Source organism: Caenispirillum bisanense, from assembly GCF_900230255.1.
GTDB classification, from domain to species: Bacteria; Pseudomonadota; Alphaproteobacteria; order Rhodospirillales; family Rhodospirillaceae; genus Caenispirillum; species Caenispirillum bisanense_A.
The window spans coordinates 64,831-88,381 of sequence record NZ_OCNJ01000006.1; the positions used below are offsets into that span (position 1 = coordinate 64,831).

Here is a 23,551-nt window from a genome sequence, read left to right on the forward strand (position 1 = left end):
GCGCCGGCTTTTGTTCTTGTTCAGGACCTTACGGCGTCGCCTTGCGACGCAACGGGAGGCTAGCCGGCGGTCTGCCGCACCGCCTCGAACAGCACGGCGCAGCCGCGCTCGGCGTCTTCGGGGCGGATGTTCTCCGCCTCGTTGTGGCTGATGCCGTCTTCGCAGGGGATGAAGACCATGGCCGTCGGGCACACCCGCGCCACATAGACCGCATCGTGCCCGGCGCCCGAGACGATATCGCGGGAGCGGTAGCCGAAGCCCTCCGCCGCCGCGCGCACGCGCTGGACCAGCTCAGGCGCGAAGGGGGTGGAGGGGAAGTGCCAGAACTCGGAAATCTCCACCGTCACGCCGGCGGCGTCGCACAGCGCCTGCGTCTCGTCGCGGAAGCGGCGGTCGAAGCCGGCCAGCGTGGCGTCGTCGGGGTGGCGCAGGTCGACGGTCAGGAAGACCCGGCCGGGGATGACGTTGCGCGAGTGCGGATGCACGTCGAGGATGCCGACGGTGGCGCAGGCTTCCTCGCCGCCTTCCAGGCCGATGCGGTTGACCCGGTCGACCACGCGGGCACCGGCCACCAGGGCGTCGCGGCGCAGGCGCATGGGCGTCGGGCCGGCGTGGGCTTCCTGGCCGGTGATGGTGACTTCGTACCACCGCTGCCCTTGCGCGCCGGTGACGACGCCGATCTGCGCGCCCTCGTGCTCCAGGATCGGCCCCTGCTCGATGTGCGCCTCGAAATAGGCGGCGAAGGGGCGGCTGCGGTGGTCGGCGGCGAGCGGCCCACGCCAGCCGAGGCGCTCCAGCTCATCGCCCAGGCGGGCGCCGTCCTGGCCCACCTTGTCGAGGATCTCCTGCTCGCCGAACACGCCGGCCCAGACGCCGGAGCCCATCATGGGCGGCGAGAAGCGGGCGCCTTCCTCGTTCATCCACACGGCGACCTCGACCGGGTGCGCGGTCTCGATGCCCTTGTCGTTCAGGCTCTGCAGCACTTCCATGCCGGCCAGCACGCCGAACACGCCGTCGAAGCGGCCGCCGGTCGGCTGGGTGTCGAGGTGGCTGCCCATGACCACGGGCGGCAGGTGCGGATCCCGGCCGGGGCGGCGGATGACCATGGAGCCGATGGCGTCGACGGCGACCGAGCAGCCGGCGGCCTCGGCCCACTGGCGCAGCAGGGCGCGGCCGGCGGCATCCTCGTCGGTGAGCGCGAGGCGGCGGCTGCCGCCCTTGTCGGTGGCGCCGATCTCGGCCATCTGCATGAGCATGCGCCACAGGCGGGCGGCATCGATGGGACGGGCGTCGGACATTCTCTTGGTGTTCCTCTCTCAGGCGGCCTGGACGGTGGTGCCGTCGCCGCGCTGGCGGGCCTTCATCTCGACCAGGGCCGCGACGGTCTCCACCGTCGGCGTCGGCACGCCCACCAGGGCGCCCAGTTCGGCGACGGAGCGGACGATGGCGTCCACCTCCAGCCGGCGCCCGGCCTCCATGTCCTGCAGCATGCTGGTGCGGTAGTCGCCGACCGCCTGGGCCATGCTGATGCGCGCCTCGATGGTGGTGGTGAAGGTGACGCCGAGCTTTTCGGCCACCGCCTTCGCCTCCGCCATGAGCTGCGCCGAGACCGAACGGGTGCCCGGATCGCTGCACAGCACGCCGAGCGTGGCGCCGGTGAGCGCGCTCAAGGGGTTGAAGGCGAGGTTGCCCCACAGCTTGGTCCAGATGTCGGTGCGGATGTCGAGGCTGCCGCGGGCCTGGAAGCCGGCGAGGCCGAACAGCTCCACCACCGCCTCGACCCCGGCCGTGCGCCGCCCGAGCGGGTCGCCGAAGATGAAGCGCTGGTCGTCGCGGTGGTGGATGCGCCCCGGCCCCTCGCCTTCCACCGACACCCAGGTGACGGAGCCGACGACGCGGTCGGCGGGGATGGCGCGCTCCAGCAGGCCGTCCGGGTCCACCGAGCGGAGGCGACAGCCGCCGAGCGGCTCCGGCTGACCGTGCGGGTACCACCAGGGGATGCCGTTGATCATGGGCACCACCACCGTCTCCGGCCCCATCAGGGCGCCGAGACTGTCGAGCGCGCCGGTCAGGGCGTGGGCCTTGACGCACAGGAACACGATGTCCTGCCGTCCAGCCGACAGCGGGTCGTCGGTGACCGAGACCGGCACCCGCGACACCCGCCCCTGCGGCGAGATCATGGTGATGCCGTCCCGCCGGATGACGTCGGCCGTGGCGCTGCGGGCGACCAGGGTCAGGTCGGCGGGCGTTGCGGTCAGGCGGGCGGCCAGCAGGCTGCCGATGGCGCCGGCTCCGACGATGGCGACCTTGGGCGATGGAGCCTTGGTCATGCCACGGCCCCCCGCCCGTCGTGCGTGCCGCCGTGGCGGCGCGCCCGCAGGTCCTCGGGGATCTCCCACCCGCGGCCCGGAATGGCGTCGAGCAGCGTGCGGGTATAGGGGTGCTGCGGGTTCTGGAACACCTCGCGCGCCGTGTTCATCTCGACGATCACGCCCTTCTGCATGACGGCGATGGTGTCGCACACCTGGGCAGCGACGCGCAGGTCGTGGGTGATGAACAGCATGGACAGGCCGAGGCGATGGCGGATCTCGTCCAGCAGGTCCAGCACCTGGGTCTGCACCGAGACGTCGAGCGCCGACACCGGCTCGTCGGCGATGATGAGCTTGGGCTCCAGCGCCAGGGCGCGGGCGATGGAGATGCGCTGCCGCTGGCCGCCGGAAAACTCGTGCGGATACCGTTCCGCCGCCTGCTCCGGCAGCCCGACCAGGCGCAGCAGCTCGCGCGCACGGTCCAGCGCCTTGGCGCGCGGCTCGCCGAAGGCGATCGGCCCCTGGGCGATGATGTCGGCCACCTTGTGCCGCGGGTTGAGCGAGGCGTAAGGGTCCTGGAAGATCATCTGGATGTCCTTGCGGAACGGCCGGAACCGCTTGCGGTCCAGCGCCACCAGATCCTGCCCCTGGTAGAGGATGCGGCCGCCGTCGGCCTTGTGCAGACCGACGATGCAGCGCCCGAGGGTCGACTTGCCCGAGCCGCTCTCGCCCACCACGCCGACCGTCTCGCCGGGGTGGATGGTCAGGGTGATGTCGCGCCCGGCGACGATCTGTCGCCCCTTGCGCAGGAAGCCGCCGCCCAGGTGGAAGGTCTTGCACACCTTGTCGGCCTGCAGCAGCGCCTCGCCCTGCTTCAGGAAGTCGTCGCGGTGCTCGATGTAGTGGGGCACGGCGGCGATGAGGTCGCGGGTATAGGGGTGCTTGGGGGCGTTCAGCATCTGCTCGGCGGTGCCGATCTCGACGCACCGGCCGTGCTGCATGACGGCGACGTGGGTGGCGATCTCGGCCACCACGCCGAAGTCGTGGGTGATGAACATGACGCCCATCTCCTTCTCCGCCTGCAACGTGCGGATCAGGTCGAGGATCTGCTTCTGGGTCGTCACGTCGAGCGCCGTGGTCGGCTCGTCGGCGATGAGGATGTCGGGCTCCAGCGCCAGCGCCATGGCGATCATCACGCGCTGCCGCTGGCCGCCCGACAGGCGGAACGGATAGCTGCGGCGCAGGTGCTCGGGGTCGGGCAGGCCGACATCGGCCAGCAGTTCCACCACGCGCGCCCGCCGGCCGGCCTTGTCCAGGTCGGAGTGGGCCTTCAGGCTTTCCTCGATCTGGTCGCCGACGGTCATCAGCGGGTTGAGCGCCGTCATGGGCTCCTGGAAGATCATGGCGATGCGGCCGCCGCGAAGGCTGCGCTGCTCGGCTTCGGTCATGGTCAGGATGTCGCGGCCGCGATAGAGCGCCTGGCCGCCGGTGACCTTGACGTGGGGCTTGGGCAGCAGGCCCATGACCGCGTGGGCCGTCATGGACTTGCCGGAGCCGGACTCGCCGACCACGCAGAGGATCTCGTTCTTGCCGATGGTGAGCGAGATGCCCTCCACCGCATTGGGCCGTTCCGCCCCTTCGGGCAGGGCGACCGTCAGGTCGCGGACGTCGAGCAGGATGTCGGACATCATGCCCTCCCCTTGCGAGCCAGTTTCGGGTTCATGGCGTCGTTCAGCCCTTCACCCACCAGGTTGAGCGCGAGCACGGTCAGCAGGATCGCGATGCCGGGGAAGAAGCTCATCCACCACGCCTGCCGGATCACCGTGCGGGCGGCGCCGATCATGTAGCCCCAGCTCATGACGTTGGGATCACCCAGGCCGAGGAAGCTGAGCGAGCTTTCCAGCAGGATCGCCGTCGCCACCATCAGCGAAGCCGAGACGATGATCGGCGACAGGCTGTTGGGCAGGATCTGGCGGAAGATGATGGTGCCGGTCCCCTGCCCCGTCGTCACCGCCGCCTGCACGAATTCGCGCGACCGCAGCGCCATGAACTCGCCGCGGGCGAGGCGCGCCAGCGGCGGCCAGCTGACGATGGCGATGGCGATGACGATGTTGGCGATGGTCGGCGTGAAGATGGCGACCAGCACCACCGCCAGCACGAAGTTCGGGATGGTCTGGAACAGTTCGGTGAAGCGCATGATGGCGTCGTCGATGCGCCCGCCGTGGAAGCCGGCAACGGCGCCCAGCGTCACGCCGATGAGCAGGGCGACCGCCGTCGACGTCAGGCCGATGAGCAGCGACACCCGCGCCCCGTGGACGATGCCGGCGGCGATGTCGCGCCCGAGCGTGTCGGAGCCGAGCACCGCGTCTTCCGACAGCGGCGGCTGGAACGGGATGGTCGACATCTCCCACGGGCTGGTGGGGTAGATCAGGTCGGCGAACAGGGCGCAGATTACGACGGCCGCCATGATGGCGAGGCCGACGACGGCGCCGCGGTTGCGGGCGAAGGCCTTCCAGAAATCGCGGTTCATGTCAGGCCACCTCGATGCGCGGGTCGACCAGCGAGTAGACGAGGTCGGTGAGGATGTTGAAGACGATCACCAGGACCGACGTGACGAAGAAGATGCCGAGCAGCACCTGGTAGTCGCGCTGCAGCACGGCGTCGAAGGCGAGCCGGCCGATGCCGGGCCAGGCGAACACCGTCTCGATGAGGATGGAGCCGCCGACCAGATGCCCCGCCTGGATGCCGGCGAAGGTGATGACCGGCAGGATGGCGTTGCGCAGCACGTGCTTGAGCACGATGCGCGTCTCCCCCAGGCCCTTGGCGCGGGCGGTCTTCACGAAGTCCATGTCGCGGACTTCCAGGATGGAGGCGCGGGTCAGGCGGGCATAGACGGCCATGTAGAACAGGCCGAGCGTCAGCACCGGCAGCACCATGTGGGCGGCGATGTCGGTCACGCGCTCCCACCCCGTATAGCCGGCGCCGATGGTCTCGTAGCCGAAGGCCGGCAGCCAGCCGAGCTGCACCGAGAACAGCAGGATCAGCATGAGGCCGACCCAGAAGATGGGGGTGGCGTAACTGACCAGGGCGAGCACCGTGATGGCACTGTCCGACCACCGGCCGACGTTCTGGGCGGCCAGCGTGCCGAGCCCGATGCCGGCGGCGAGCGCCAGGACGAAGGCGGCACCGGTCAGGATCAGGGTTGCCGGCAGGCGCTCGGCGATGAGGTCCCACACCGGGCGCTGCTGGCGGTAGGAATAACCGAGGTCGCCGGTCGCCACGTCGGCGAGGTAGATGCCGAGCTGTTCGTGCAGCGGCCGGTCGAGGCCGAACTGCTCGCGCAGCTGCTGGACGAACTGCTCGTCGGCGGCGCCGGCTTCGCCGGCCATGACCGTGGCCGGGTCGCCGGGCGCGGCGCGGACCAGGAGGAAGTTGATCACCACGATGGCGAAGAGGATGAAGACGGCCTTGAACAGCCGCCTTCCCAGGAACGATGCGATGGCGGCCATGGGCGCTCAGGCTCTCTCGCTGGGATGAGGGAATGCGATGGGGGACGGAGGCGCCCGGCGGGACGACGCGCGACGGCGCCGTCCCGGCCGGTGAAAACCGTCAGTTCTTCTTGTCGACCCAGACGTCGGCGAAGTTCTCGCTGGTGCCGATGGCCGTCGTCACCGCGTTGTGGACGCGCTTGTTGACGAAGGTCGGGAACTCCATCTCCAGCAGCCAGATCACCGGCATGTCCTCGACGAGGATCTTCTGCACTTCGCTCAGCTGCTGCTGGCGCTGCGCCGGATCGTTCTCCACCGCCGCCTTGGCGAACAGGTCGTCCACCTTGGCGTTGGAATAGCCCATGGTGTTGGAGAACATCACGCCCTTGCGGATGTTGTCGGAGATGTAGGTGCGGGCCACGCCCAGCGACGGGTCGCCGTACTGGTAGACGAAGTTGTTGGTGGCGTCGTAGTCCCAGTTGGAGACCTTCTGCACCCAGCCGGCGACGTCGGTGCTTTCCAGGTTCACCTTGACGCCGATCTTGCTCCACGACTGCTTGATGTACTCACCCAGGCGCGCCCAGGTCTCGCCGTAGGGCATGGGCGTGAAGCTGATCTCGGCGCGCACGCCGTCGCCGTTGGGCTTCAGGCCGATTTCGTCGAGCAGGGCCTTGGCCTTCTCGGGATCGTACTCGTAGGTCTTCTTGTCCGCCTCGAACCCGGTGGTCACCGAGTTGACGGGGCCGGAAGCGACGCGGCCGAGGCCGAACCAGATCTTGTCGCGGATGAACTCGCGATCCAGCGCGTAGGTCAGCGCCTGGCGGAACTTGGGATTGTCGAGCGGCGCCTCGCGGTGGTTGATCTCGATCCACGACAGCGGCGCCACGAACTCGTAGCCCTTGGTGGTGAGGTCGAGGTGCGGCAGGGCCTTCAGGCGCGGCACGTCGAAGGGCTCGACGTCGTTGAACTGGCTGATGTCCACCTCGCCGGTCTCCAGCGCCAGCGCGCGGCTGGCGGCGTCGGGGATGACGCGGAAGGAGATGGCGTCCAGGTAGGGCTTGCCCTCCAGATAGTAGTTCTCGTTCTTCACGAGGCGGATGTGGCTGCCCTTCACCCACTGGTCGAACTTGAAGGGACCGGTGCCGATGGGCGTGGCGTTCTTCTCGTTCTGCTTGTAGTCGGTGCCTTCGTAGACGTGGGCCGGCATCATGGGCGCCGACGACACCTCGAACGCCTTGATGAAGGCCGGGAACGGCTGCTTCAGCTTGAAGACCACGGTGTGGTCGTCGGGGGCGGTGACGCTTTCCACGTGGCTGAAGTTGGCGCGGGCGCGCGGGTGCGTCTCCGGCAGGAACTTGGTGGTGGTGAACACCACGTCCTTGGCGGTGAACGGCTTGCCGTCGTGCCAGGTCACGTTGTCGCGCAGCTTGAAGGTATAGGTCAGGCCGTCTTCCGACACCTCCCAGCTCTCGGCCAGGCTCGGCATGGGCTTCAGGGCGTGGTCGTAGCGCAGCAGGCCTTCGTAGATCTTGCCGGCGACCGTCTGGGTCGGCCCCTGCTGGTTGAGGCCGAGCACCAGGATCGGCGGCTCGGGCTGCACGATGACGTTCAGCGTGCCGCCGGTCTGCGGCTTTTCCTGCGCCACGGCGGGGCCGGCGTCGGCGAGGAGCGCGGCGGCGGGCGCCAGCAGCGCCGCGGCGACGGCGCCCGAAGCGGCGATCCGCCGCAGGAATGCGAGTCGGTTGCTCATGTGTCTGATGGCCTTCCCTGTTGATGGACTTTTTTTGGTGGTCGAAAGCGCCCGTGGATCAGGCGTCGTAGCCGGCGCCGCCCGGCTGGGCGTCGATCCAGCGGAGAAGGGGCGCCCATTCCAGCACGCCGGCGCGCGGATAGGCCTCCTGGTACTGGCGGGCGGTGTGTTCGCAGACCTCGGCCGGCGGCGTCACCAGCGGACGGCCGCCGGACAGCGCGGCGATCTGGGTGCGGCAGCTCTGCTCGAGGTAGTACATGAGCACCGTCGCCTCGGGCACGTCGGCGCCGACCGTGAGCAGGCCGTGGTTGCGCAGGATCATGGAGTGGTGATTGCCGAGGTCGGCGGCCAGCCGCTCGCGCTCGGCGTGATCCAGGGCGATGCCCTCGTAGGCGTGATAGGCCATGCGGTTGTACCAGCGCAAGCTGTGCTGGGTGATGGGCAGCAGCCCCTCTTCCTGCGCGCTCACCGCCATGCCGGCGTGGGTGTGCAGGTGGATGGCGCAGCCGACGTCGGGCCGGGCCATGTAGATGGCGGAATGGATGGTGAAGCCGGCGGGATTGGCCTCGCCCTCGGCGCCGGGGGCGAGCTTGCCCTCCTGCGTCACCTTCACGAGGTTGCCGGCCGTGACCTCGTGGAACATCAGGCCGTAGGGGTTGATGAGGAAGTGGCCTTCCTCGCCCGGCACCCGCGCCGACATGTGGGTGTAGATGAGATCCGTCATGCCGAGCAGGTGGAACAGCCGGTAGGCCGCCGCCAGGTCGACACGGGTCTGCCATTCGGCGGGGGATACGGTGTCCTGCGTCGCGGCCATGATGCGGCTCGCCTCCCATCTGTTGCGGACGCACGCCAGAGCGGGCGCCGCTGCGGGCGCCGGGTCGTGCCGTCCTGGTGAAACCTCCGGCCGCGGCGGCGGGCCCTGCGGTTGCGGGCCGACGGTTCGGGATCCTGCGTCCGTCGCGACATCCTCATTAGGCGCTGCAAAGACCCAGTGCGCAAATATGGAATATTCATTAACGACATAAATCTGGTTTATGCTGGTATCCCGCCGAGCCGGCGGCGTGACGTCGCGTCTCGCGGCATTCCGTTACCACTACGTGGGAAATCAAGGCGTTCCTCGCCATGGCCGGCGCCTTTCCTCCCAAGCACCACTTATGGCGAAGACTGTCGAACGGAGCCCCCATGACCCAACAGCGCGACCTGGACAAGCTCGGCAACCAGCTGGACTGGAACCTGTTGCGCACCTTCATGGTGATCGTGCAGGAAGGCAGCATCACCGCCGCCGCTGGCCGCCTCTTCCTCACCCAGCCGGCGGTCAGCCTGGCGCTCAAGCGGCTGGAGGCGCAGCTCGGCCGCCAGTTGGTGGAGCGCGGGCCGGGGCGCTTCCGCATCACCGAGGCAGGCGAGACCATCTATCGCGAGATCGTCGACATCTACGGCACCATCAGCCGCTTCGGCATTCTGGTGCGCGAGATCCGCGAGGAAATCTCGGGCCATGTCCGCATTCTCATGACCAGCCGCATCCAAACCGTGATCCTCGATCGCGTGCTGAAAGCCTTCCACGAGCGCCACCCCAAGGTCACCTTCCGCATCGACGTCATTCCGTCGACCGAGGTCCACGTCGCCCTGCAACAGAAGATCGGCACGCTCGGCATCTGCCTCATGCGCGAGCCGATCCCGGGGTTGGCCAGCGAGGTGCTGATCCACCAGACCTACCGCCTCTACTGCGGGCGGGAGCATCGCTTCTTCGGGCAGACGGGGCTGGAACTGGCCGACCTGCAGCGCGAGGATTTCGTATCCTTCACCACCGACCAGATCGACGGCACGCTCTCCCCGCTCGCCGTGTTCCGGGCGCGCGAGGGCTTCGCCGGGCGCATCGTCGGCGCCTCGGCCAACCTGGAGGAAGTGCGGCGGATGATCGTCTGCGGCCTCGGCATCGGCCCCCTGCCCGAGCACATCGCCGCCCGCGACGTCGCCGACGGCGAGCTGTGGGAGCTGCCGCCGCCGGAGGGCGTGGCACCGGTGCACATCCACCTCATCTGGAACCCCCAGGCCAAGGTGAACCGCGCCGAGAAGGCCTTCATCGAGGCCCTGCGCGCCGAGGTCGCCGACGTACCGGTGGAGTTGCGCCTGCCGGTGTGAGCGCCCGAAGCGGCACCGTCTCCTTCTCCCGGACAGGATAGTCCGCGAAACCCTGTTTCTCGGCCCCGTCCGCTGCAGCAGATCGCCCCGCCGGTCATCAGGACCGGCTCATGCCCCTCCCGCCATCTCGCGGTTGCGAAGGAGGCTTCGGCGCCTGCCAAAAGCAAGGAACCGGGACGCACGACGGGGCGCCGCCAGCGCCTCACACGATCGTGCGATTTTTCATAGCCGATTGATTTGACGACAAAAAAAGGCCGCGCACGAAGCGCGGCCCAAGTCTAGGGAGGAAACGTCCAAGATGCAGCAGCGGGGCATCTGCGCCGGTGCTGCGATGCACAATATGGCAGCGCGCAAGCCCTCTGTAAAGGGCTTTTTTGCACTGCACCATTCATGTGTGATGGAAATGTCGAAGGGCGGCGGCGCCCGGAAACTCAGGACCGCCAGCCGTTCTCCAGGGCGATGCGCACGGCCTGGGCGCGGTTGGCGGCGCCCAGCTTGCGGTAGATGTTTCGCAGGTGCACCTTGACCGTGATTTCCTGCACGGTCAGGCGGCGGGCGATTTCCTTGTTGGTGCCGCCCTCGATCATCAGGCGCAGGATTTCGCGTTCGCGGACGCTGAGCAGTTCCAGCGGATTGCGTCGGCGCAGCGCCGCGCCGCCGGCGAATCCGCCGTCACCGAGCGGTGTCCCCACCGATTGCAGGACGCAGGCCGGGAAGAAGCGCTCGCCGAGCAGGATGAGCTTGAGCGCTGCGGTCATGGCCGGGCCGCTCATGTTCTTCGGCAGGTACCCGGCCGCCCCCGTGCGGGCCGCCGTCAGGATGTCGGCGGGCTGGGTCGAGGCCGACAGCATCACCACGGGCGTCCCCGGAAAGGCCGCGAGGGCCGAACGCAGCCCCTCGTCGCCGTTCATCCCAGGCATCGACAGGTCGAGAATGACCAGATCGACCGGCGCCCGCGCACCGAGATCGAGAGCTTCCGGAAGGTCCCCGCACTCGACGACCTCCATGTCGTCGGCGAGCCCTGCCAGGAAGGGCTTGATGCCGGCGCGGACCAGTTCATGGTCGTCCGCGAGGATGATGCGCATGGGTAACCTCACCAAGTTCGCGGGGATCTTACACCCAATGCTCTGAAATCGAAACATTTGATGGATGAAAGATGCCCATGATCGCCACCGCCCTTTCTAGGGGGGAGGACATTCATCCGACTGCACGGAAGGCGCAGGCATAACTTTCGTTGGACGATGGTTTGTACCCCCGACGCGCGATCCGCGCAAGGCTGCGCAGAACATCGCGCAGCAAGCGCCGGTGCCCCCTCCTTCTTCGTTTACCCGACCGCCGTGACGGTGCTATTAAAGGCGCTCGTCACGACGACGATGGGGGGAACCAATGGCGCCGCTTCTGACGTGGAGCGACAAGATGAGCGTCGGCGTCGAAGCACTGGACGCCGACCACCGCAAGCTCATGGGCTTCGTCAACGACCTGCACGCCGCCGTCCGCGGCCGGGCGGCGACGGCCGACGTCGGGCGCATCCTGGACGATCTCATCAGTTACACCGAGTACCACTTCGAGGTGGAGGAACGCCTCCAGAAGCTCTCGCGCTACCCGGGCCTCGACGACCACCGCAAGGCGCACGAGGCGCTGAAAGCCAAAGTGTACGCCCTGCGGGACAAGTTCAAGGCCGACGAACGGGCGCTCGACAACATGAAGGTGTTCGACTTCCTGTCCGACTGGCTGGTCCGCCACATCCTCGGCGACGACATGAAGTACAAGCCGTTCCTGGAGCGCAAACCGGCGGCGAGCAAGCCGGCGGCCGGCTGACGCGCGCGGCGTGGCCCGCCCCCCCCGGTCACTCGGCGAGCATCTCGTCGGTGAAGGGGTGCCAGCCGTCGCGGCTTTCCAGTTCCACCACCCACAGGTCCTCGTCGTACTTCGCCTGGCGGGCGATGTAGGCTTCCGCCGTCGCGTCGTCGACCGGGTTCGGCCCGGTGCCGCGCATCCAGCGCGCCCGCCCCTGCCCGTCCGTCACCTGGGCGAGCACCACGCAGCCGGCGGCGAAGGCGTTCACCTTCACCAGGATGGCGCCGGCGTCGGCATCGCCGCGGCGGACCACCATGGCCGGCACGTCGTTGGCCTCGCTCTGGCGGATCAGGGCCTGCACGCGCAGGCGGCTCTTCAGTCGTGCTTCGCTCATGCCACCGGTGTAGCGCGCCCGTGGCTCCCTCCGCAACGGCCCTTTGCCGGAGGCTGCGGCTCGGATAGTGTCGGCCCGTCCAAGCCCCCCACCCGAGGAGACCACCGTGATCCTGATCGGCCGCAACCTGTCGCCCTTCACCCGCCGGGTCGCCATAAGTCTCCACCTCCTGGACATGCCGTTCGAGCGGCGCGAGCTGGCGACGGCGACGCAGGTCGAGGAAATCCGCGCCTACAACCCGCTCGCCCGCGTGCCGGCGCTGGTGCTGGACGACGGCGAAATCCTGGTCGACTCCTCGGCCATCCTCGATCACCTGGACGAGGTGGCCGGCCCCGACCGCCGACTCACGCCCGCCGCCGGGGCCGCGCGCCGCACGGTCAACCGGCTGGTCGCCTTCGCCCTCGGCGCCATGGAGAAGGGCGTCACCGCCTACTACGAACTGAACCGCCGCCCCGCCGACGTCCAGTGGCCGGAGGGCGCCGCCCGCGCCGACGTGCAGGTGCGCGGCGGGCTCGACCAGCTGGAAGCCGCGGCACAGGCGGCCGACACCGCTTCCGGCGGCTGGCTGGTCGGCGATCGCATCGGTCAGGCCGACATCAGCGCCGTGGTGGCGCTCGACTTCATCCGCGCCGTCCGCCCGGGCCTGCTGGCCGACGGCGAGCTGCCGGCGCTGGATGCCCTCGCGCGGCGCTGCGCCGCCCTGCCCGCCTTCGCCGCGACGGTGCCGCAGACGCCGTGACCCGGGTCACGGGGACGGTCCGCCGTCAGGCCACCAGCCCGGTGGCTCCGTCCCACAGCAGCTTGGCGCCGGTGAGCGCGAGGAACAGGTAGACGGCCTTGTAGAACAGGTCCTCGCGCACCCGGTCGTGCAGCCACACGCCGAGCCAGATGCCGAGCGGCGCCAGCGGCACCAGCACGGCGGCGGTGGACAGGTTGCTGGTGTCGAGCTGGCCGAGCCAGGCGTAGGGCACCAGCTTCACGTAGTTGACGGCGGTGAAGAAGCCGACCGTGGTCGCCTGATAGACCGTCTTGTCCAGCCGCAGCGGCAGCAGGTAGACGTTGAGCGGCGGCCCGCCGGCATGGGCGACGAAGCTGGTGAAGCCGGCGACGCCGCCCCACAGGGCGCCTTTGCCCGCACTGTGCGCCGCCGGCGGCGGATCGGCGCGGCGGATCTGCTTCACCACCCAGTTCAGCGTGAACCCGAGCGCCACGGCGCCGATGATGAGGCGGATGGCGGCCGCGCTCAGCAGGTGGAAGCTGGCGGTGCCGACGGCGATGCCGACCAGCGCGGCGGGGATGAGCAGCGCCATGCTCCGCCGGTCCCAGCGGCCGCGGTAGGTCCAGACGTTGACGATGTCCATGGCGCACAGGATGGGCAGCATGATGGCCGCCGCCTGCACCGGCGACACCACCAGCGCCATGAGCGGCACCGCGACGACCCCGAGCCCGCCGCCGAACCCGCCCTTGGAGATGCCCGCGATCATCACGGCGGGCACGGCAGCGGCATAGAACCAGGGATCGGCGATCACGAACGAAATCCTCTGCGGCACGGGCGACGCGGGGCGTAAGGCGGCGAGCCACCGCCTTACGCCCCCGTGCGCTGCCGGGTCAAGGGCCGCTCAGGCCAGCGGCAGGGGTTCCTCCGCCGCGAGATCGGCGTCGTCGTCGTCGCGATCATCGAGGGCGGCGTCGGCGGCCATGAGCGTGAAGTAGAAGGTACTGCCCTGTCCCGGCGTCGACTCGACCCAGATGCGACCCCGGTGACGCTCGACGATCTTCTTGCAGACGGCGAGTCCGATGCCGGTGCCGGTATATTCCTGCCGGGTGTGCAGGCGCTGGAAGATCATGAACACGCGGTCGTAGTACTGCGGGTCGATGCCGATGCCGTTGTCGGCCACGGCGAAGCGCCAGCCGCCATCCAGCCGTTCCGCCGCCACCCGCACCACCGGCGCCACGTCCGGCCGGTGGTACTTCAGCGCATTGCCCACCAGGTTCTGGAACAGCCGCACCAGCTGCCCCTCGTCGGCCAGCACGCACGGCAGGACACCGACCTCCACCGTCGCCCCGGCGTCCTGAATGGCGACCCGCAGGTTGTCGAGCGCCGTCTCCACCGCCGCCTGCGCCTCGGTCGGGGCCAGCGGCTTGCCGCGGGTGCCGACGCGGGAGTACTCCAGCAGGTCGTTGATGAGGTTCTGCATGCGGTGGGCGCCGTCGACCGCGAAGCCGATGAACTCCAGCGCCGAGTCGTCCAGGCGGTCGCGATAGCGCTTCTCGATGAGGCCGAGATAGCTCGACACCATGCGCAGCGGTTCCTGCAGGTCGTGGCTGGCGACATAGGCGAATTGCTGCAGTTCGGCGTTGGAGCGTTCCAGGTCGGCCAGCAGGCGGGCCATGCGCCGGTCGGCGAGGCGGCGGCGGGTGACGTCCTCCAGCACCCAGATGGTGCCGCCCGTCGGAACGTCGCGTTCCAGGGTGGTGCCGGACAGGCGGCACCAGAAGGTGGAGCCCGACTTGCGCCGCATGCGGTGCTCGCCGGCGTAGCTGCCGCTTTCACGGATGAGCCGCGGCGCCACGGCCATGAAGTCCTCCCACCCGCGCGGATCGGCGAACAGGGCGCTCGGCTGCACCCGCTCCAGGTCCTCGGCGGTATAGCCGAACAGGGTCGCGAAGCGCTTGTTGGTGCGCACGAACCGCTCGCCGCGCAGGAAGGCGATGCCCTCGCCGGCCGAGTTGAAGATGGCGTCCTGTTCCTCCAGGGCGCGACGCAGGCGGGCTTCCAGGTTCTTGCGCTCGGTGATGTCGCGGTAGAACCAGACGCGCCGGGCCGCCTGCCCCGTCTCGGCCGGGATGCCGCGGGAATAGACCTCGAACACCCGGCCGTCGCGCAGGGCGATCTCGTCCCAGCCCGTTTCCGTGACGGAAGCCATGAGTTCCGCCATGCGCCGCTCGAACACCTGCGGCGTTGCCACCATGGCCCGCATCTGGCGCAAGGCGGCGCGGGCGTCGCCTTCCTGCACCACGGCGGGCGGCAGCGCCCACATCTCGACGAAACGCTGGTTCCAGCTTTCCACCCGCCAGTCGGCGTCCACCACGGCGACGCCGTCGGGCGTGGTCTGCAACTGGGTCGCCAGCAGGCGGTGGCGGTAGTCCAGTTCCTGCTCCGCCTGCAGGCGGGCGCTGACGTCCTCGTTGACGACGATGACCTCGGTGACGTGGCCGGCGGCGTCCTTGATGGGATAGAGGAAGCCGCGCACCCACTTGGGCGTGCCGCCGAAGCCCAACGGCCGCGGGTCCAGATACGTGGCCGGCGTCTCCACCGACTCGCCGGCGATGGCCTGCCGCACGTAGGTGAGCAGGCCGGTGGTTTCCAGCTGCAGATCGTGCAGCATGTTGTAGCTGCGGTGGCGCAGGGACTCGACGCTACCGCCCCACATGGTCTGCCACGCCGCATTGGCGCGCAGGACGCTGCCGTCGGGGGCGAGCACCAGGGTCGCCCAGGGGCTCTGCTCGAACAGCGAGCGGAACCGGATCTCGCTGTCGCGCAGCTTGCGCTCCGCCTCGCAGCGGCGGGTGATGTCGTGGATGATGGAGTAGAGCAACTGCCGGTCGCCGGCCATCACCGGGCCGGAGTGCACCTCGACGTCGCGTTCCTGCCCCGTGGCGAGGCGATGGCGGAACACGAAATGATCGCGGCTCTCGCGCATGGCACGCGCCATCTCCTCCGCCACGGCGGCGGGCGGCAGGGTGTTGATGTCGGAGATGCGCATGCGCTTCAGCTCGTCCACCGACCAGCCGTAGAAGCGGGCGGCGGCGGCGTTGGCGTCGACGATGGTGCCGTCGCCGGGGTCGATGAGCAGTTCCACCGCCTTGTTGCGCTCGAACAGGCTGCGATAGCGCTGCTCGCTGTCCTGCAGGGCGAGGGTCATGCGGCGCGCCAGGGCCTCGGCGCGCATGCGGCGGGTGACCAGGAGCCAGGTGGCGAACGTCATGCCGAAGCTGAAGACCAGACCGGCACCCAGGATGGTGCGGCTCTGCACCGCCAGCCGCTCCTCCGCCGGGGTGGGCGGCAAGGCGACCTCCAGCGTCATGACGCGGCCGCCGACCGCGAGCATGGAAACGCGCTGGTAGGCCCGTTCGCCGTCCGCCACCTCCGCCTCGTCGCGGGAGCGGTAGACGAGCGCGTCCTCGGCGGTGCCGCCGGCGACGTCGCGCACCACCACCGACAGGTTGCCCGGCAGGCCCTGCAATACGGTGCCGAACAGATCCTGCATCCACAAGCCGAGACCGACGTAGCCGCGCAGCGCCGCCTGCCGTTCGGCCACGGTCGGCGGTACGCCGTCACCGGCGTAGACGGGGGCGATGAAGATCATGTCGGCGCCGCGGTCGCCGGTGGCGCGGCGCAGTTGCGGCACGATGCGGCCGCTGAGGATGGGCTCGCCGGCCGCCGCCGCCCGCCGCATGGCGTCGGCGTGCACCGGATCGGCCATGACGTCGTAGCCGATGAGGCGAGACAGCCGCTGCGCCGGTTCGATGAAGGCGATGCGGACGCTCTCGCCCTCTTCGTCCACGGTGTAGTAGGCGATGCCCTCGACGCCGCCCCGCCCGTCGCCGAGCCGCAGCGCGCCGACGAACTGGTGCCACGTCGCCGCGTCGACCTGCCCGGCGCTGGCGAAGCCCTGGGCGGCACGCAGCATGGTCTCGAGCGTGCGCATGCGCTCCAGCACCGCCCGTTCCGCTCGGCGGGCGCCGCGCTCGAACTCCAGATCGGTAATGCGGCGGCCCGTTTCGTCGGCGTAGCGCCAGACGAACAGAGTCACCAGCAGGCAGGCGACGCCGACGCCGACGACCGCCAGCCGCTGCCACATCCCTCGCACCATCATGCGCCTGTCGACCGTTCCCCCCAACGCTTCCAAGTAGTGGAAGCAAAGTCGACTATAGCAGACCCGGTGCCGGTTTCGACCGAAACCAATCCTCCCTTAGACAGATTTCAATCAATCTAACGTCGTCTGTCGATTGTCATGCCGCACGTATGCTGCCGAGAAAGCTTTCCACCTCCTGCCGCAGGGCCGCCGACTCCCGGGTGAGCAGCTCGGTGGCGTCGCTGACCCGTCCCGCCGCGCTGCCGGTGGCGTCGGCACTCGCGCGCACGCCGCCCACGGTGTCGCCGACGAGGGTGGAACTGGCCGAGGCGCGACGGACGTTGTCCATGATGCCGTCCATGGCCCGCCCCTGCGTGCGCACCGCCTCCGCCACCCGCCGGGCGATGGCGTCGGCCTCGCCGTTGACCCGCACGATGGCGGCGATGGCCTCCTGCGCCTGCCGCGTCTCGGCCTGCACGGCGGCGATCTGCTCGGCGATCTCTTCCGTCGCGCGGCTGGTCTGGGTGGCGAGGGTCTTCACTTCGCTGGCCACCACGGCGAACCCCTTGCCGGCGTCGCCGGCCCGCGCCGCCTCGATGGTGGCGTTGAGCGCGAGGAGGTTGGTCTGCGCCGCCACACCGTCGATGAAGGCCAGCACCTCGCCGATGCGCGTCGCCGCCTGCCCCAGCGCCTGCATGATGCCCTCCGCCTCCTCGGCGCGGCGCACGGCTTCCTGCGCGATGCGGGCGCTTTCGCCCACGTCGGCGTCGATGCCGCGCAGGGCGGCGGCCAGGTCGTCGGCGGCGGCGGCGACGTCGCGTACGTTGGTGTCGGCGTCGGCGGCGGCGCGCACGGTCACCTGCACCCGCTGCTCGGTGCCCGCCGAGGCGCCTTCCATCTCGCGCGCCGTCGCCAGCATCTCCTCGCAGGCCATGGAGAGCGTCGACAGCACGTCCTTGATGGAGGCGTCGAAGCGGGCGATGGCATCCTCCACCGTCTGCCGGCGCCGCTCGCGCGCCTCCTGGGCGGCGGCCTGCTCGGCGGCGAGGCGGTCGGCGCGGATGAGGCCGTCGCGGAACACTTCCACCGCCCGCGCCATGCCGCCGATCTCGTCGCCGCGCGCCGTGCCGGGAATGGGCGCCTGCTTGTCGCCCTCGGCCAGCCGCCGCATGGCGCCGTCGATGGCGGAGATGGGGCGGGTGATGCTGCGCACCAGGAACACCGCGACCACCAGATAGACGACGACGATGACGCCGCCCGTGCCGACCATGAGCAAGGTGGTTTCCAGCCGCACCCGCTTCTGCGCCGCCAGGGCGTCGGCGATGCCGGCGCGGGCGAAGGCGAAGACCGACTCGAACGACGGCTTGAGGTCGCTCACCCGGCCGTCGAGCGCCGCCACCTGGCGGGCGAGGTCCAGCCGGCCGGCGGCGTAAGCCTCCAGATCCTTGCGGTAGGCGGTGGCGAGGCGGGCGAGGCGGCCGCGCGTCTCCTGGTCCAGCGGCGCCTCGAACAAGCCGAAGTCGAACTCGTTGAAGGCCTTGCGGTGCAGGCCCAGTTCCGCTTCGTCCTCGGTGAGCAGGAAGTTCAGCTCGTGCCGGCGCATGCGCTGCAGGCGGCTGTCGAGCTTGTCCATCTGCGGCCACTGGCGCAGTTCGTCCTCCACCGCCCGGGTGGAGGTGACGAGCCGGCCCCACAGGCCTTCGTCCGGCGTCATGCCGAGGTCGTGGCGCAAGGCCTCCACGGCCACGAAGCCGCGGCGCACCTCGGCGAGGCGGTCGGCCAGGTCGCTCACGGTGGCGGCGATGCCGGCGGCCTCGGGGCGGGCGCCCATGGCTTCGAGCGCCGCCGCCACCTCGTCGAGGCGGGCGCGGTAGGAGTCGCCGGCGGCGGCGTCGAGCCGGCCGAGGAAGTCGCGTTCGTCCAGCTGCATGCGGCCGAGCGCCAGTTCCATGCGCCAGGCCTCCACCGACAGCTGGCGATAGCTCTCCATGCCGGCGATGGCGGTGTCGAGCCGCCCCTGCCCCACCAGATAGGCACCGGCGGCGACGGCGGAGGCGAGCAGCGCCAGCGCCGCCAGCAGCGCGATGCGCAGGCCGATGGGCAGCCGGGCCGCCGCCTCCTGCAGCGACGGCAGTGACCGTCCCGCCTGTCGAGTGCCGACCGCCTGCAACGTCATGACCCTATCCCCCACCGGAAGTCGGGGCAACGCTAGGACCGTCGTCGCAACCGATCAACGGCGGGGCGATGAAGAGTTCGTGGCGGCCGTGTTACGGCGCGAAAAGAGGAGCCGAAAACGACGACGGCGCCGGTTCCTCGCGGAACCGGCGCCGTGCCGAGACGGACTGCGGAATGCCTTACATCAGGCCCAGCTTCTTCGCCTCGATCACCAGTTCGTCACGGAACTGGGGCGCGGCGAGGCCGATGAGCAGCTCGGCGCGCTCCTGCATGGACTTGCCCTTCAGGTTGGCAATGCCGAACTCGGTCACCACGTTGTGGGTGTCCATGCGCGGATCGGTCACCGGGCCCGACAGGCGCGGCACGATGCGCGACAGGGTGCCGCTCTTGGCGGTGGCGTGCAGGGCGATGAAGGACTTGCCGCCCTTGGACGCATAGGCGCCGCGCACGAAGTCCAGCTGGCCGCCGGTGCCGGAGAACTGGTGGCCGGCGACGAACTCCGACCCGATCTGGCCGGTCAGGTCCACCTCGATGGCGCCGTTGACCGAGATCATGTCGTTGTTCTTGGCGATGACCGCCGGGTTGTTCACCCACGCCACCGGATAGCCGACGATGGACGGGTTGTCGTTCATGAAGTCGAACATCTCGCGGTCGCCGAGCGCGAGGGTATAGACGTGCTTGAACGGGAACAGCTTCTTGCGCTTGCCGTTCAGCACGCCCTTCTTGATGAGGTCCACCATGGCCGGGCTGAACAGCTCGGAGTGCAGGCCCAGGTCCTTGTGGTTGGCCAGGAAGGACATCACCGAATTGGGAACGCCGCCGATGCCCATCTGCAGGGTGGCGCCGTCGGGGATCTGCTCGGCGATGAAGGCGGCGATCTTCTCGTCTTCGACGCTGGCGTCCTTGGAATGCGCTTCCATGAGCGGCGAGGTGTGCTCGACTACCGCGTCCACTTCCGACACGTGCAGCAGGCATTCACCGAAGGTGCGCGGCATGTTGCGGTTGACCTCGACGATCAGCCGCTTGCAGTTGCGCACCACGGTCGCGCCGTAGTCCGGGCTGGTGCCGAGCGAGAAGTAACCGGCGCGGTCCATGGGCGAGACCTGCACCACGAAGCAGTCGGCGCCGATTTCCTCGGTCAGCAGCTTGCCGGCCTGGTGGAAGGCGCAGGGCACGAAGTGGATGTATTCCTTGCCGACCTCGTAGCCCTTCTTGGCGAGCCCACGGTCGAAGGCCGACATGAACAGCGGATGCGGCTTCACCACGTCCATCAGTTCCGGCACCAGCAGGGTCTTCACGGCCGCGTCGCTGGCGTGCATGTAATAGACCGGCAGGCGGGTGAACTCGCCCTTCTTGGCGCGTTCGGCGACGGCGGCCATGATGGCCGGCGGCATCGCCGTGCCCATGCCGAGAACGAGGTTCTTGCGATCCTCCACCAGCTTGGCCGCATCGGCCGCGCTGCAGAGCTTGTCCTGGTACATGTTCGCGTAATAGGACACGAGGCCCTCCTGATATGCTCTTCCCCTCCGCCCGGCCTGCACGGCCGGCGGCTCCTCGCGCATGTTGCACTGCGGGAGATTACTATCCCCTTAGCGCCGATGCCAGCCCTGCCCTACGCCGGGCGGATGATTTCACGATTCCGACGCGGGAAAACGCCCGCGGCCCCGCGCGGGGTGCGGCGGGGCCGGAGAAAAGGTGGTCGGGCGGAAACGGAAGTTGAGCCGGCGCTACTCGGCGCGCAGAACCTGCACGAAGCGGCCCGTCTCGTCGATCAGGCGGCGCATCTGCATGCTCAGGCGGTCGGCCAGGAAGGCCAGAGCGGCGGCGCGGGTCTCGTCGGCCTCGCTGGCGGCGGCGACCGCGGCCAGGCCTTCGCGCACGTGGTGGAAGCTGTTGGCGGCATTGGCGTTGGCCAGCCGCATGCGATGCACCGGGCCGGCCACTTGCGGGTCGGCGGAAAATTGAACCGGTCGAATGATTTCGGCACCCATGGCACGACCCTCCCCCTGCGTGGTGGTGGGCGGCGTCCGATCAGGGGCGATCGCCCTCGTGTCTACGCTGCCGATTATACGCACATGGTGCGTAAGACGCAAGTGAAAGCCGCACATTGTGCGTTGCGCCGGAGCCGAAGCCGCCGTAGAGTCGCATCCAGGACACTGCTCCCCATCGTCGCTCCGGCGGAGGCACGCCATGACGCCCAAGGCCTTCAAGCACTGGCGGAAATCGCTGAACCTGTCGCAGAAGGAAGCGGCGGCCGCGCTCGGGCTCAAGCACCGCATCGTGCAGTACTACGAGAAGGGCGAGCGCGACGGCAAGCCCATCCAGATCCCCAAGTCGGTGCGGCTGGCCTGCTGGGCGCTGTCGCAGGGGACCCAGGATTTCGACGGCACGACGGCCGCGCGCTCGGCGCCGCCCCCGTCGGACGGCGCCCAAGCGGCGGCCTCCATGACATCGTGAGAGGGGGTGCGGCGCGTCAGGCGTAGGCGCGCAGGTCCCCCTCCGCGGCATCGTCCATCGTCTGCGGCAGATCGGCGAAGCCGCCGGCATCCCCCGGCACGATGGCGATGTGCACGGCGTGCAGGCGCTCGAACAGGTGGTTGGCGGCCTCGGCCAGCGCCACCAGGCGGGCCGGCAGCACCTCGCGGCTGCCGTCCAGCGGCACCGGCGCCAGCCGGATGCGCGGCGGCACCACGGCCTCCAGGTCGGGATCACCGAGCAGGCGCGCCTGGTGGGCCTGGATCAGCTGCAGCGCATGGCAGAGTCGCACGGTGATGATGCGGTTGGTCTGGATCATCGCCAGGCGCCCGCTCCACGGCAGCGCCAGGCGGTCGGCGCGCGCGTCGCGGCGGACGTAGTCGCGCATGCGCTCCATGAGGTCGAGCGCGTCGTGGTACAGGTTCTCGAGCATCGTCTTGGTCACGGCGGTATCTCCGGTGAAGAGCGACGACGGTTCGTCGGGGCGATCAGGCGGCGCGGACGCCGCCGAGGAAATGGTCCAGTTCCTTGCGCAGCAGGGCCGAGTGATGCGCCAGCGTCGAGGCCGACATCTGCACCTGGGCGGCGGCGGCCCCCGTCTCGCCGGCGGCGTCCTTGACGCCGGCGATGTTGTGGGTGACGTCGCCCGCCCCCTGCGCCGCCGCGGCGACGTTGCGGGCGATTTCGTGGGTCGCGGCCCCCTGCTGCTCGACGGCGACGGCGATGGCGCCGGCCGTGTCGCTGATGCGGGCGATGGTGCGGCCGATGTCCTGAATGGCGGCCACGGTGCCCTTGGTGGCGCCCTGGATGGCGGCGATCTGCTGGGTGATGTCTTCGGTCGCCCGCGCCGTCTGGTTGGCCAGGGTCTTCACTTCGTTGGCGACCACCGCGAAGCCCTTGCCGGCATCCCCGGCCCGCGCCGCCTCGATGGTGGCATTGAGCGCCAGCAGGTTGGTCTGGTTGGCGATGTCGTTGATGAGTACCACCACCTCGCCGATGCGCTCGGCCGCATGCGCCAGTTCGAGCACCATCTCGTTGGAGCGTTCCGCCTCCTCCACCGCCGCCCGCGCCTCGGCGGAGGCGCCGCCGACGCGGCGGCTGATGTCGGCGATGGAGGCGGACAGTTCCTCGGTGGCGGCGGCGACGGTCTCGACGCTCGCCGTCGCTTCCTCCGCCGCGCCGGCCACCACGCCGGACTGGCGGCTGGTCTCTTCGGCGGTGGAGGTCATGGCGGTGGCCGTCGCCTCCAGTTCGGCGGCGGCATCGGACACCGACGCCACCACCTCGCCCACCGCCCGCTCGAAGTCGTCGGCGAGGCGGTGCATGAGGGCGCGGCGTTCTTCCTTGGCGCGCGCCTCGGCCGCCTTCTGTTCCTCTTCCAGGCGGCGGCGTTCCAGCATGTTGTGCTTGAACACGTCCATGGCGCGGGCCATCTCGCCGATCTCGTCGCCGCGGTCGGTCGCCACCACGGCGACGTCCAGGCGGCCGTCGGCGAGGTCGTGCATGCGGTGGGCGAGGTCGATGGTCGGGCGCGAGATGTCGCGCACGATGCGCCACGCCAGCACCCCGGCGGCGGCCAGCAGCACGGCGGCGATGGCGGCGAAGGTGAGCGCGCGATCGCGGAACACCACCGCCACGTCGTCCAGGTAGACGCCGGTGCCGATGAACACGCCCCACGGCGCGAAGGCCTTCACGTAGGACAGCTTGTCCACCGGCTCGTCGCGCCCGGCCATGGGCCAGTGGTAGTCGACGATGCCCTCGCCGCGGCTGCGCGCCACCTCCACCATGGCGGCGACGAAGGCTTTGCCCTCGGCGTCGGTGGCGGCGATCATGGACGTGCCTTCCAGCTCGGGCTTCGGCGGCACCACCTCGGCGATCCCGTCCAGCGTGAACACGAAGACGTATTCGTCGCCGTCGTAGCGCATGGCGCGCACCATGGCATCGGCCTCGGCGCGGGCGGCCTCGACGCCGATCTCGCCGCGCTCGACGCGCGCCTGCTGGGCGGCGAAGACGCTGTGCACGGACTCGACGATGCCGCGTACCTTGTCGGTGCGGTCGTCCATGAGCGTATCCTGGATGAAGGCCAGCGCGACGGCGCAGAGCCCCAGGAACCCGGCGGCCAGAAGGCCCACCGGCAACCAGATCTTCGGTCCGATACCAAG

Annotated in this window: 19 protein-coding genes and 1 pseudogene; 4 read left to right on the top strand and 16 right to left on the bottom strand. The window is 69.6% G+C overall.

The annotated features are described in order from the left end of the window. Positions 1-59 precede the first annotated feature (59 nt). The 7 genes from CRP50_RS14250 to CRP50_RS14280 form a co-directional block, all read right to left on the bottom strand. Complete coding sequence (locus tag CRP50_RS14250) at positions 60-1,298, bottom strand: Zn-dependent hydrolase (RefSeq protein ID WP_097279853.1); 1,239 nt, start codon at positions 1,296-1,298, stop codon at positions 60-62. An 18-nt stretch (positions 1,299-1,316) separates the two neighbouring features. Next, entirely contained in the window at positions 1,317-2,330 is a 1,014-nt protein-coding gene (locus CRP50_RS14255; RefSeq protein WP_097279854.1) for a ketopantoate reductase family protein, read from the bottom strand. After that, on the bottom strand, positions 2,327-4,000 hold the full coding sequence (locus CRP50_RS14260; protein ID WP_416045211.1) for an ABC transporter ATP-binding protein: 1,674 nt from the start codon (positions 3,998-4,000) through the stop codon (positions 2,327-2,329). The genes CRP50_RS14255 and CRP50_RS14260 overlap by 4 nt, the downstream gene beginning before the upstream one ends. Continuing rightward, a complete protein-coding gene (locus tag CRP50_RS14265) occupies positions 3,997-4,839 on the bottom strand; it encodes an ABC transporter permease (protein WP_097279856.1) in 843 nt (280 codons plus the stop codon). Before CRP50_RS14265 ends, CRP50_RS14260 begins: the two co-directional genes overlap by 4 nt. Before the next feature lies 1 nt (position 4,840). After that, positions 4,841-5,818: an ABC transporter permease gene (locus CRP50_RS14270; protein ID WP_176525180.1), complete on the bottom strand. Its 978-nt coding sequence runs from the start codon at positions 5,816-5,818 to the stop codon at positions 4,841-4,843. Positions 5,819-5,918: 100 nt separating this feature from the next. After that, entirely contained in the window at positions 5,919-7,547 is a 1,629-nt protein-coding gene (locus tag CRP50_RS14275) for an ABC transporter substrate-binding protein (RefSeq protein WP_097279857.1), read from the bottom strand. Positions 7,548-7,605: 58 nt separating this feature from the next. Beyond that, a complete protein-coding gene (locus tag CRP50_RS14280) occupies positions 7,606-8,361 on the bottom strand; it encodes a class II aldolase/adducin family protein (RefSeq protein ID WP_097279858.1) in 756 nt (251 codons plus the stop codon). 368 nt (positions 8,362-8,729) lie between these two features. Between CRP50_RS14280 and CRP50_RS14285 the strand changes: the two genes are divergently transcribed. Next, on the top strand, positions 8,730-9,689 hold the full coding sequence (locus tag CRP50_RS14285) for a LysR family transcriptional regulator (RefSeq protein WP_097279859.1): 960 nt from the start codon (positions 8,730-8,732) through the stop codon (positions 9,687-9,689). A gap of 431 nt (positions 9,690-10,120) precedes the next feature. On the opposite strand, the gene CRP50_RS14290 is transcribed toward CRP50_RS14285, so the two are convergent. Continuing rightward, complete coding sequence (locus tag CRP50_RS14290; protein WP_097279860.1) at positions 10,121-10,774, bottom strand: response regulator; 654 nt, start codon at positions 10,772-10,774, stop codon at positions 10,121-10,123. Positions 10,775-11,075: 301 nt separating this feature from the next. Here CRP50_RS14290 and CRP50_RS14295 point away from each other — a divergent pair, with 301 nt between their 5' ends. Continuing rightward, the gene (locus CRP50_RS14295) at positions 11,076-11,507 is read left to right on the top strand and encodes a bacteriohemerythrin (RefSeq protein WP_097279861.1); all 432 of its coding nucleotides are present in this window, start codon (positions 11,076-11,078) and stop codon (positions 11,505-11,507) included. 28 nt (positions 11,508-11,535) lie between these two features. On the opposite strand, the gene CRP50_RS14300 is transcribed toward CRP50_RS14295, so the two are convergent. Beyond that, positions 11,536-11,880, bottom strand: a complete 345-nt coding sequence (locus CRP50_RS14300; protein WP_097279862.1) for a DUF1491 family protein — start codon at positions 11,878-11,880, stop codon at positions 11,536-11,538. Between the two features lie 106 nt (positions 11,881-11,986). On the opposite strand from CRP50_RS14300, the gene CRP50_RS14305 reads away from it, so the two are divergent. Then, positions 11,987-12,619, top strand: coding sequence for a glutathione S-transferase family protein (locus tag CRP50_RS14305; protein WP_097279863.1), 633 nt, complete (start codon positions 11,987-11,989; stop codon positions 12,617-12,619). A gap of 25 nt (positions 12,620-12,644) precedes the next feature. Here CRP50_RS14305 and CRP50_RS14310 read toward each other — a convergent pair whose 3' ends face one another. The 5 genes from CRP50_RS14310 to CRP50_RS14330 all read right to left on the bottom strand — a co-directional run bounded on the left by CRP50_RS14310 (position 12,645) and on the right by CRP50_RS14330 (position 20,905). Beyond that, positions 12,645-13,409: a sulfite exporter TauE/SafE family protein gene (locus CRP50_RS14310; protein ID WP_097279864.1), complete on the bottom strand. Its 765-nt coding sequence runs from the start codon at positions 13,407-13,409 to the stop codon at positions 12,645-12,647. A 90-nt stretch (positions 13,410-13,499) separates the two neighbouring features. Then, entirely contained in the window at positions 13,500-16,760 is a 3,261-nt protein-coding gene (locus tag CRP50_RS26125; RefSeq protein WP_097279865.1) for a PAS domain S-box protein, read from the bottom strand. A gap of 136 nt (positions 16,761-16,896) precedes the next feature. After that, positions 16,897-18,915, bottom strand: coding sequence for a methyl-accepting chemotaxis protein (locus CRP50_RS14320; protein ID WP_097279866.1), 2,019 nt, complete (start codon positions 18,913-18,915; stop codon positions 16,897-16,899). A 178-nt stretch (positions 18,916-19,093) separates the two neighbouring features. Continuing rightward, positions 19,094-20,413, bottom strand: a complete 1,320-nt coding sequence (locus CRP50_RS14325) for an acetyl-CoA hydrolase/transferase family protein (RefSeq protein WP_097279867.1) — start codon at positions 20,411-20,413, stop codon at positions 19,094-19,096. Between the two features lie 228 nt (positions 20,414-20,641). Next, a complete protein-coding gene (locus tag CRP50_RS14330; protein ID WP_097279868.1) occupies positions 20,642-20,905 on the bottom strand; it encodes a hypothetical protein in 264 nt (87 codons plus the stop codon). A 199-nt stretch (positions 20,906-21,104) separates the two neighbouring features. Here CRP50_RS14330 and CRP50_RS14335 point away from each other — a divergent pair, with 199 nt between their 5' ends. After that, complete coding sequence (locus CRP50_RS14335) at positions 21,105-21,371, top strand: helix-turn-helix domain-containing protein (RefSeq protein WP_097279869.1); 267 nt, start codon at positions 21,105-21,107, stop codon at positions 21,369-21,371. Between the two features lie 16 nt (positions 21,372-21,387). Here CRP50_RS14335 and CRP50_RS14340 read toward each other — a convergent pair whose 3' ends face one another. Next, positions 21,388-21,834, bottom strand: a complete 447-nt coding sequence (locus CRP50_RS14340) for a DUF1465 family protein (protein ID WP_097279870.1) — start codon at positions 21,832-21,834, stop codon at positions 21,388-21,390. 43 nt (positions 21,835-21,877) lie between these two features. Further along, positions 21,878-23,443: pseudogene (locus tag CRP50_RS14345) on the bottom strand (methyl-accepting chemotaxis protein); the annotation flags it as partial. Positions 23,444-23,551 lie beyond the last annotated feature (108 nt).

Excerpts from the sequence above, each read along its gene's own strand:
- CRP50_RS14330 (WP_097279868.1), bottom strand. The coding sequence starts at position 20,905 with ATGGGTGCCGAAATCATTCGACCGGTTCAATTTTCCGCCGACCCGCAA.
- CRP50_RS14295 (WP_097279861.1), top strand. The coding sequence starts at position 11,076 with ATGGCGCCGCTTCTGACGTGGAGCGACAAGATGAGCGTCGGCGTCGAA.
- CRP50_RS14280 (WP_097279858.1), bottom strand. The coding sequence starts at position 8,361 with ATGGCCGCGACGCAGGACACCGTATCCCCCGCCGAATGGCAGACCCGT.
- CRP50_RS14250 (WP_097279853.1), bottom strand. The coding sequence starts at position 1,298 with ATGTCCGACGCCCGTCCCATCGATGCCGCCCGCCTGTGGCGCATGCTC.
- CRP50_RS26125 (WP_097279865.1), bottom strand. The coding sequence starts at position 16,760 with ATGATGGTGCGAGGGATGTGGCAGCGGCTGGCGGTCGTCGGCGTCGGC.
- CRP50_RS14275 (WP_097279857.1), bottom strand. The coding sequence starts at position 7,547 with ATGAGCAACCGACTCGCATTCCTGCGGCGGATCGCCGCTTCGGGCGCC.
- CRP50_RS14270 (WP_176525180.1), bottom strand. The coding sequence starts at position 5,818 with ATGGCCGCCATCGCATCGTTCCTGGGAAGGCGGCTGTTCAAGGCCGTC.
- CRP50_RS14285 (WP_097279859.1), top strand. The coding sequence starts at position 8,730 with ATGACCCAACAGCGCGACCTGGACAAGCTCGGCAACCAGCTGGACTGG.
- CRP50_RS14335 (WP_097279869.1), top strand. The coding sequence starts at position 21,105 with ATGACGCCCAAGGCCTTCAAGCACTGGCGGAAATCGCTGAACCTGTCG.
- CRP50_RS14255 (WP_097279854.1), bottom strand. The coding sequence starts at position 2,330 with ATGACCAAGGCTCCATCGCCCAAGGTCGCCATCGTCGGAGCCGGCGCC.
- CRP50_RS14290 (WP_097279860.1), bottom strand. The coding sequence starts at position 10,774 with ATGCGCATCATCCTCGCGGACGACCATGAACTGGTCCGCGCCGGCATC.
- CRP50_RS14265 (WP_097279856.1), bottom strand. The coding sequence starts at position 4,839 with ATGAACCGCGATTTCTGGAAGGCCTTCGCCCGCAACCGCGGCGCCGTC.
- CRP50_RS14320 (WP_097279866.1), bottom strand. The coding sequence starts at position 18,915 with ATGACGTTGCAGGCGGTCGGCACTCGACAGGCGGGACGGTCACTGCCG.
- CRP50_RS14300 (WP_097279862.1), bottom strand. The coding sequence starts at position 11,880 with ATGAGCGAAGCACGACTGAAGAGCCGCCTGCGCGTGCAGGCCCTGATC.
- CRP50_RS14260 (WP_416045211.1), bottom strand. The coding sequence starts at position 4,000 with ATGATGTCCGACATCCTGCTCGACGTCCGCGACCTGACGGTCGCCCTG.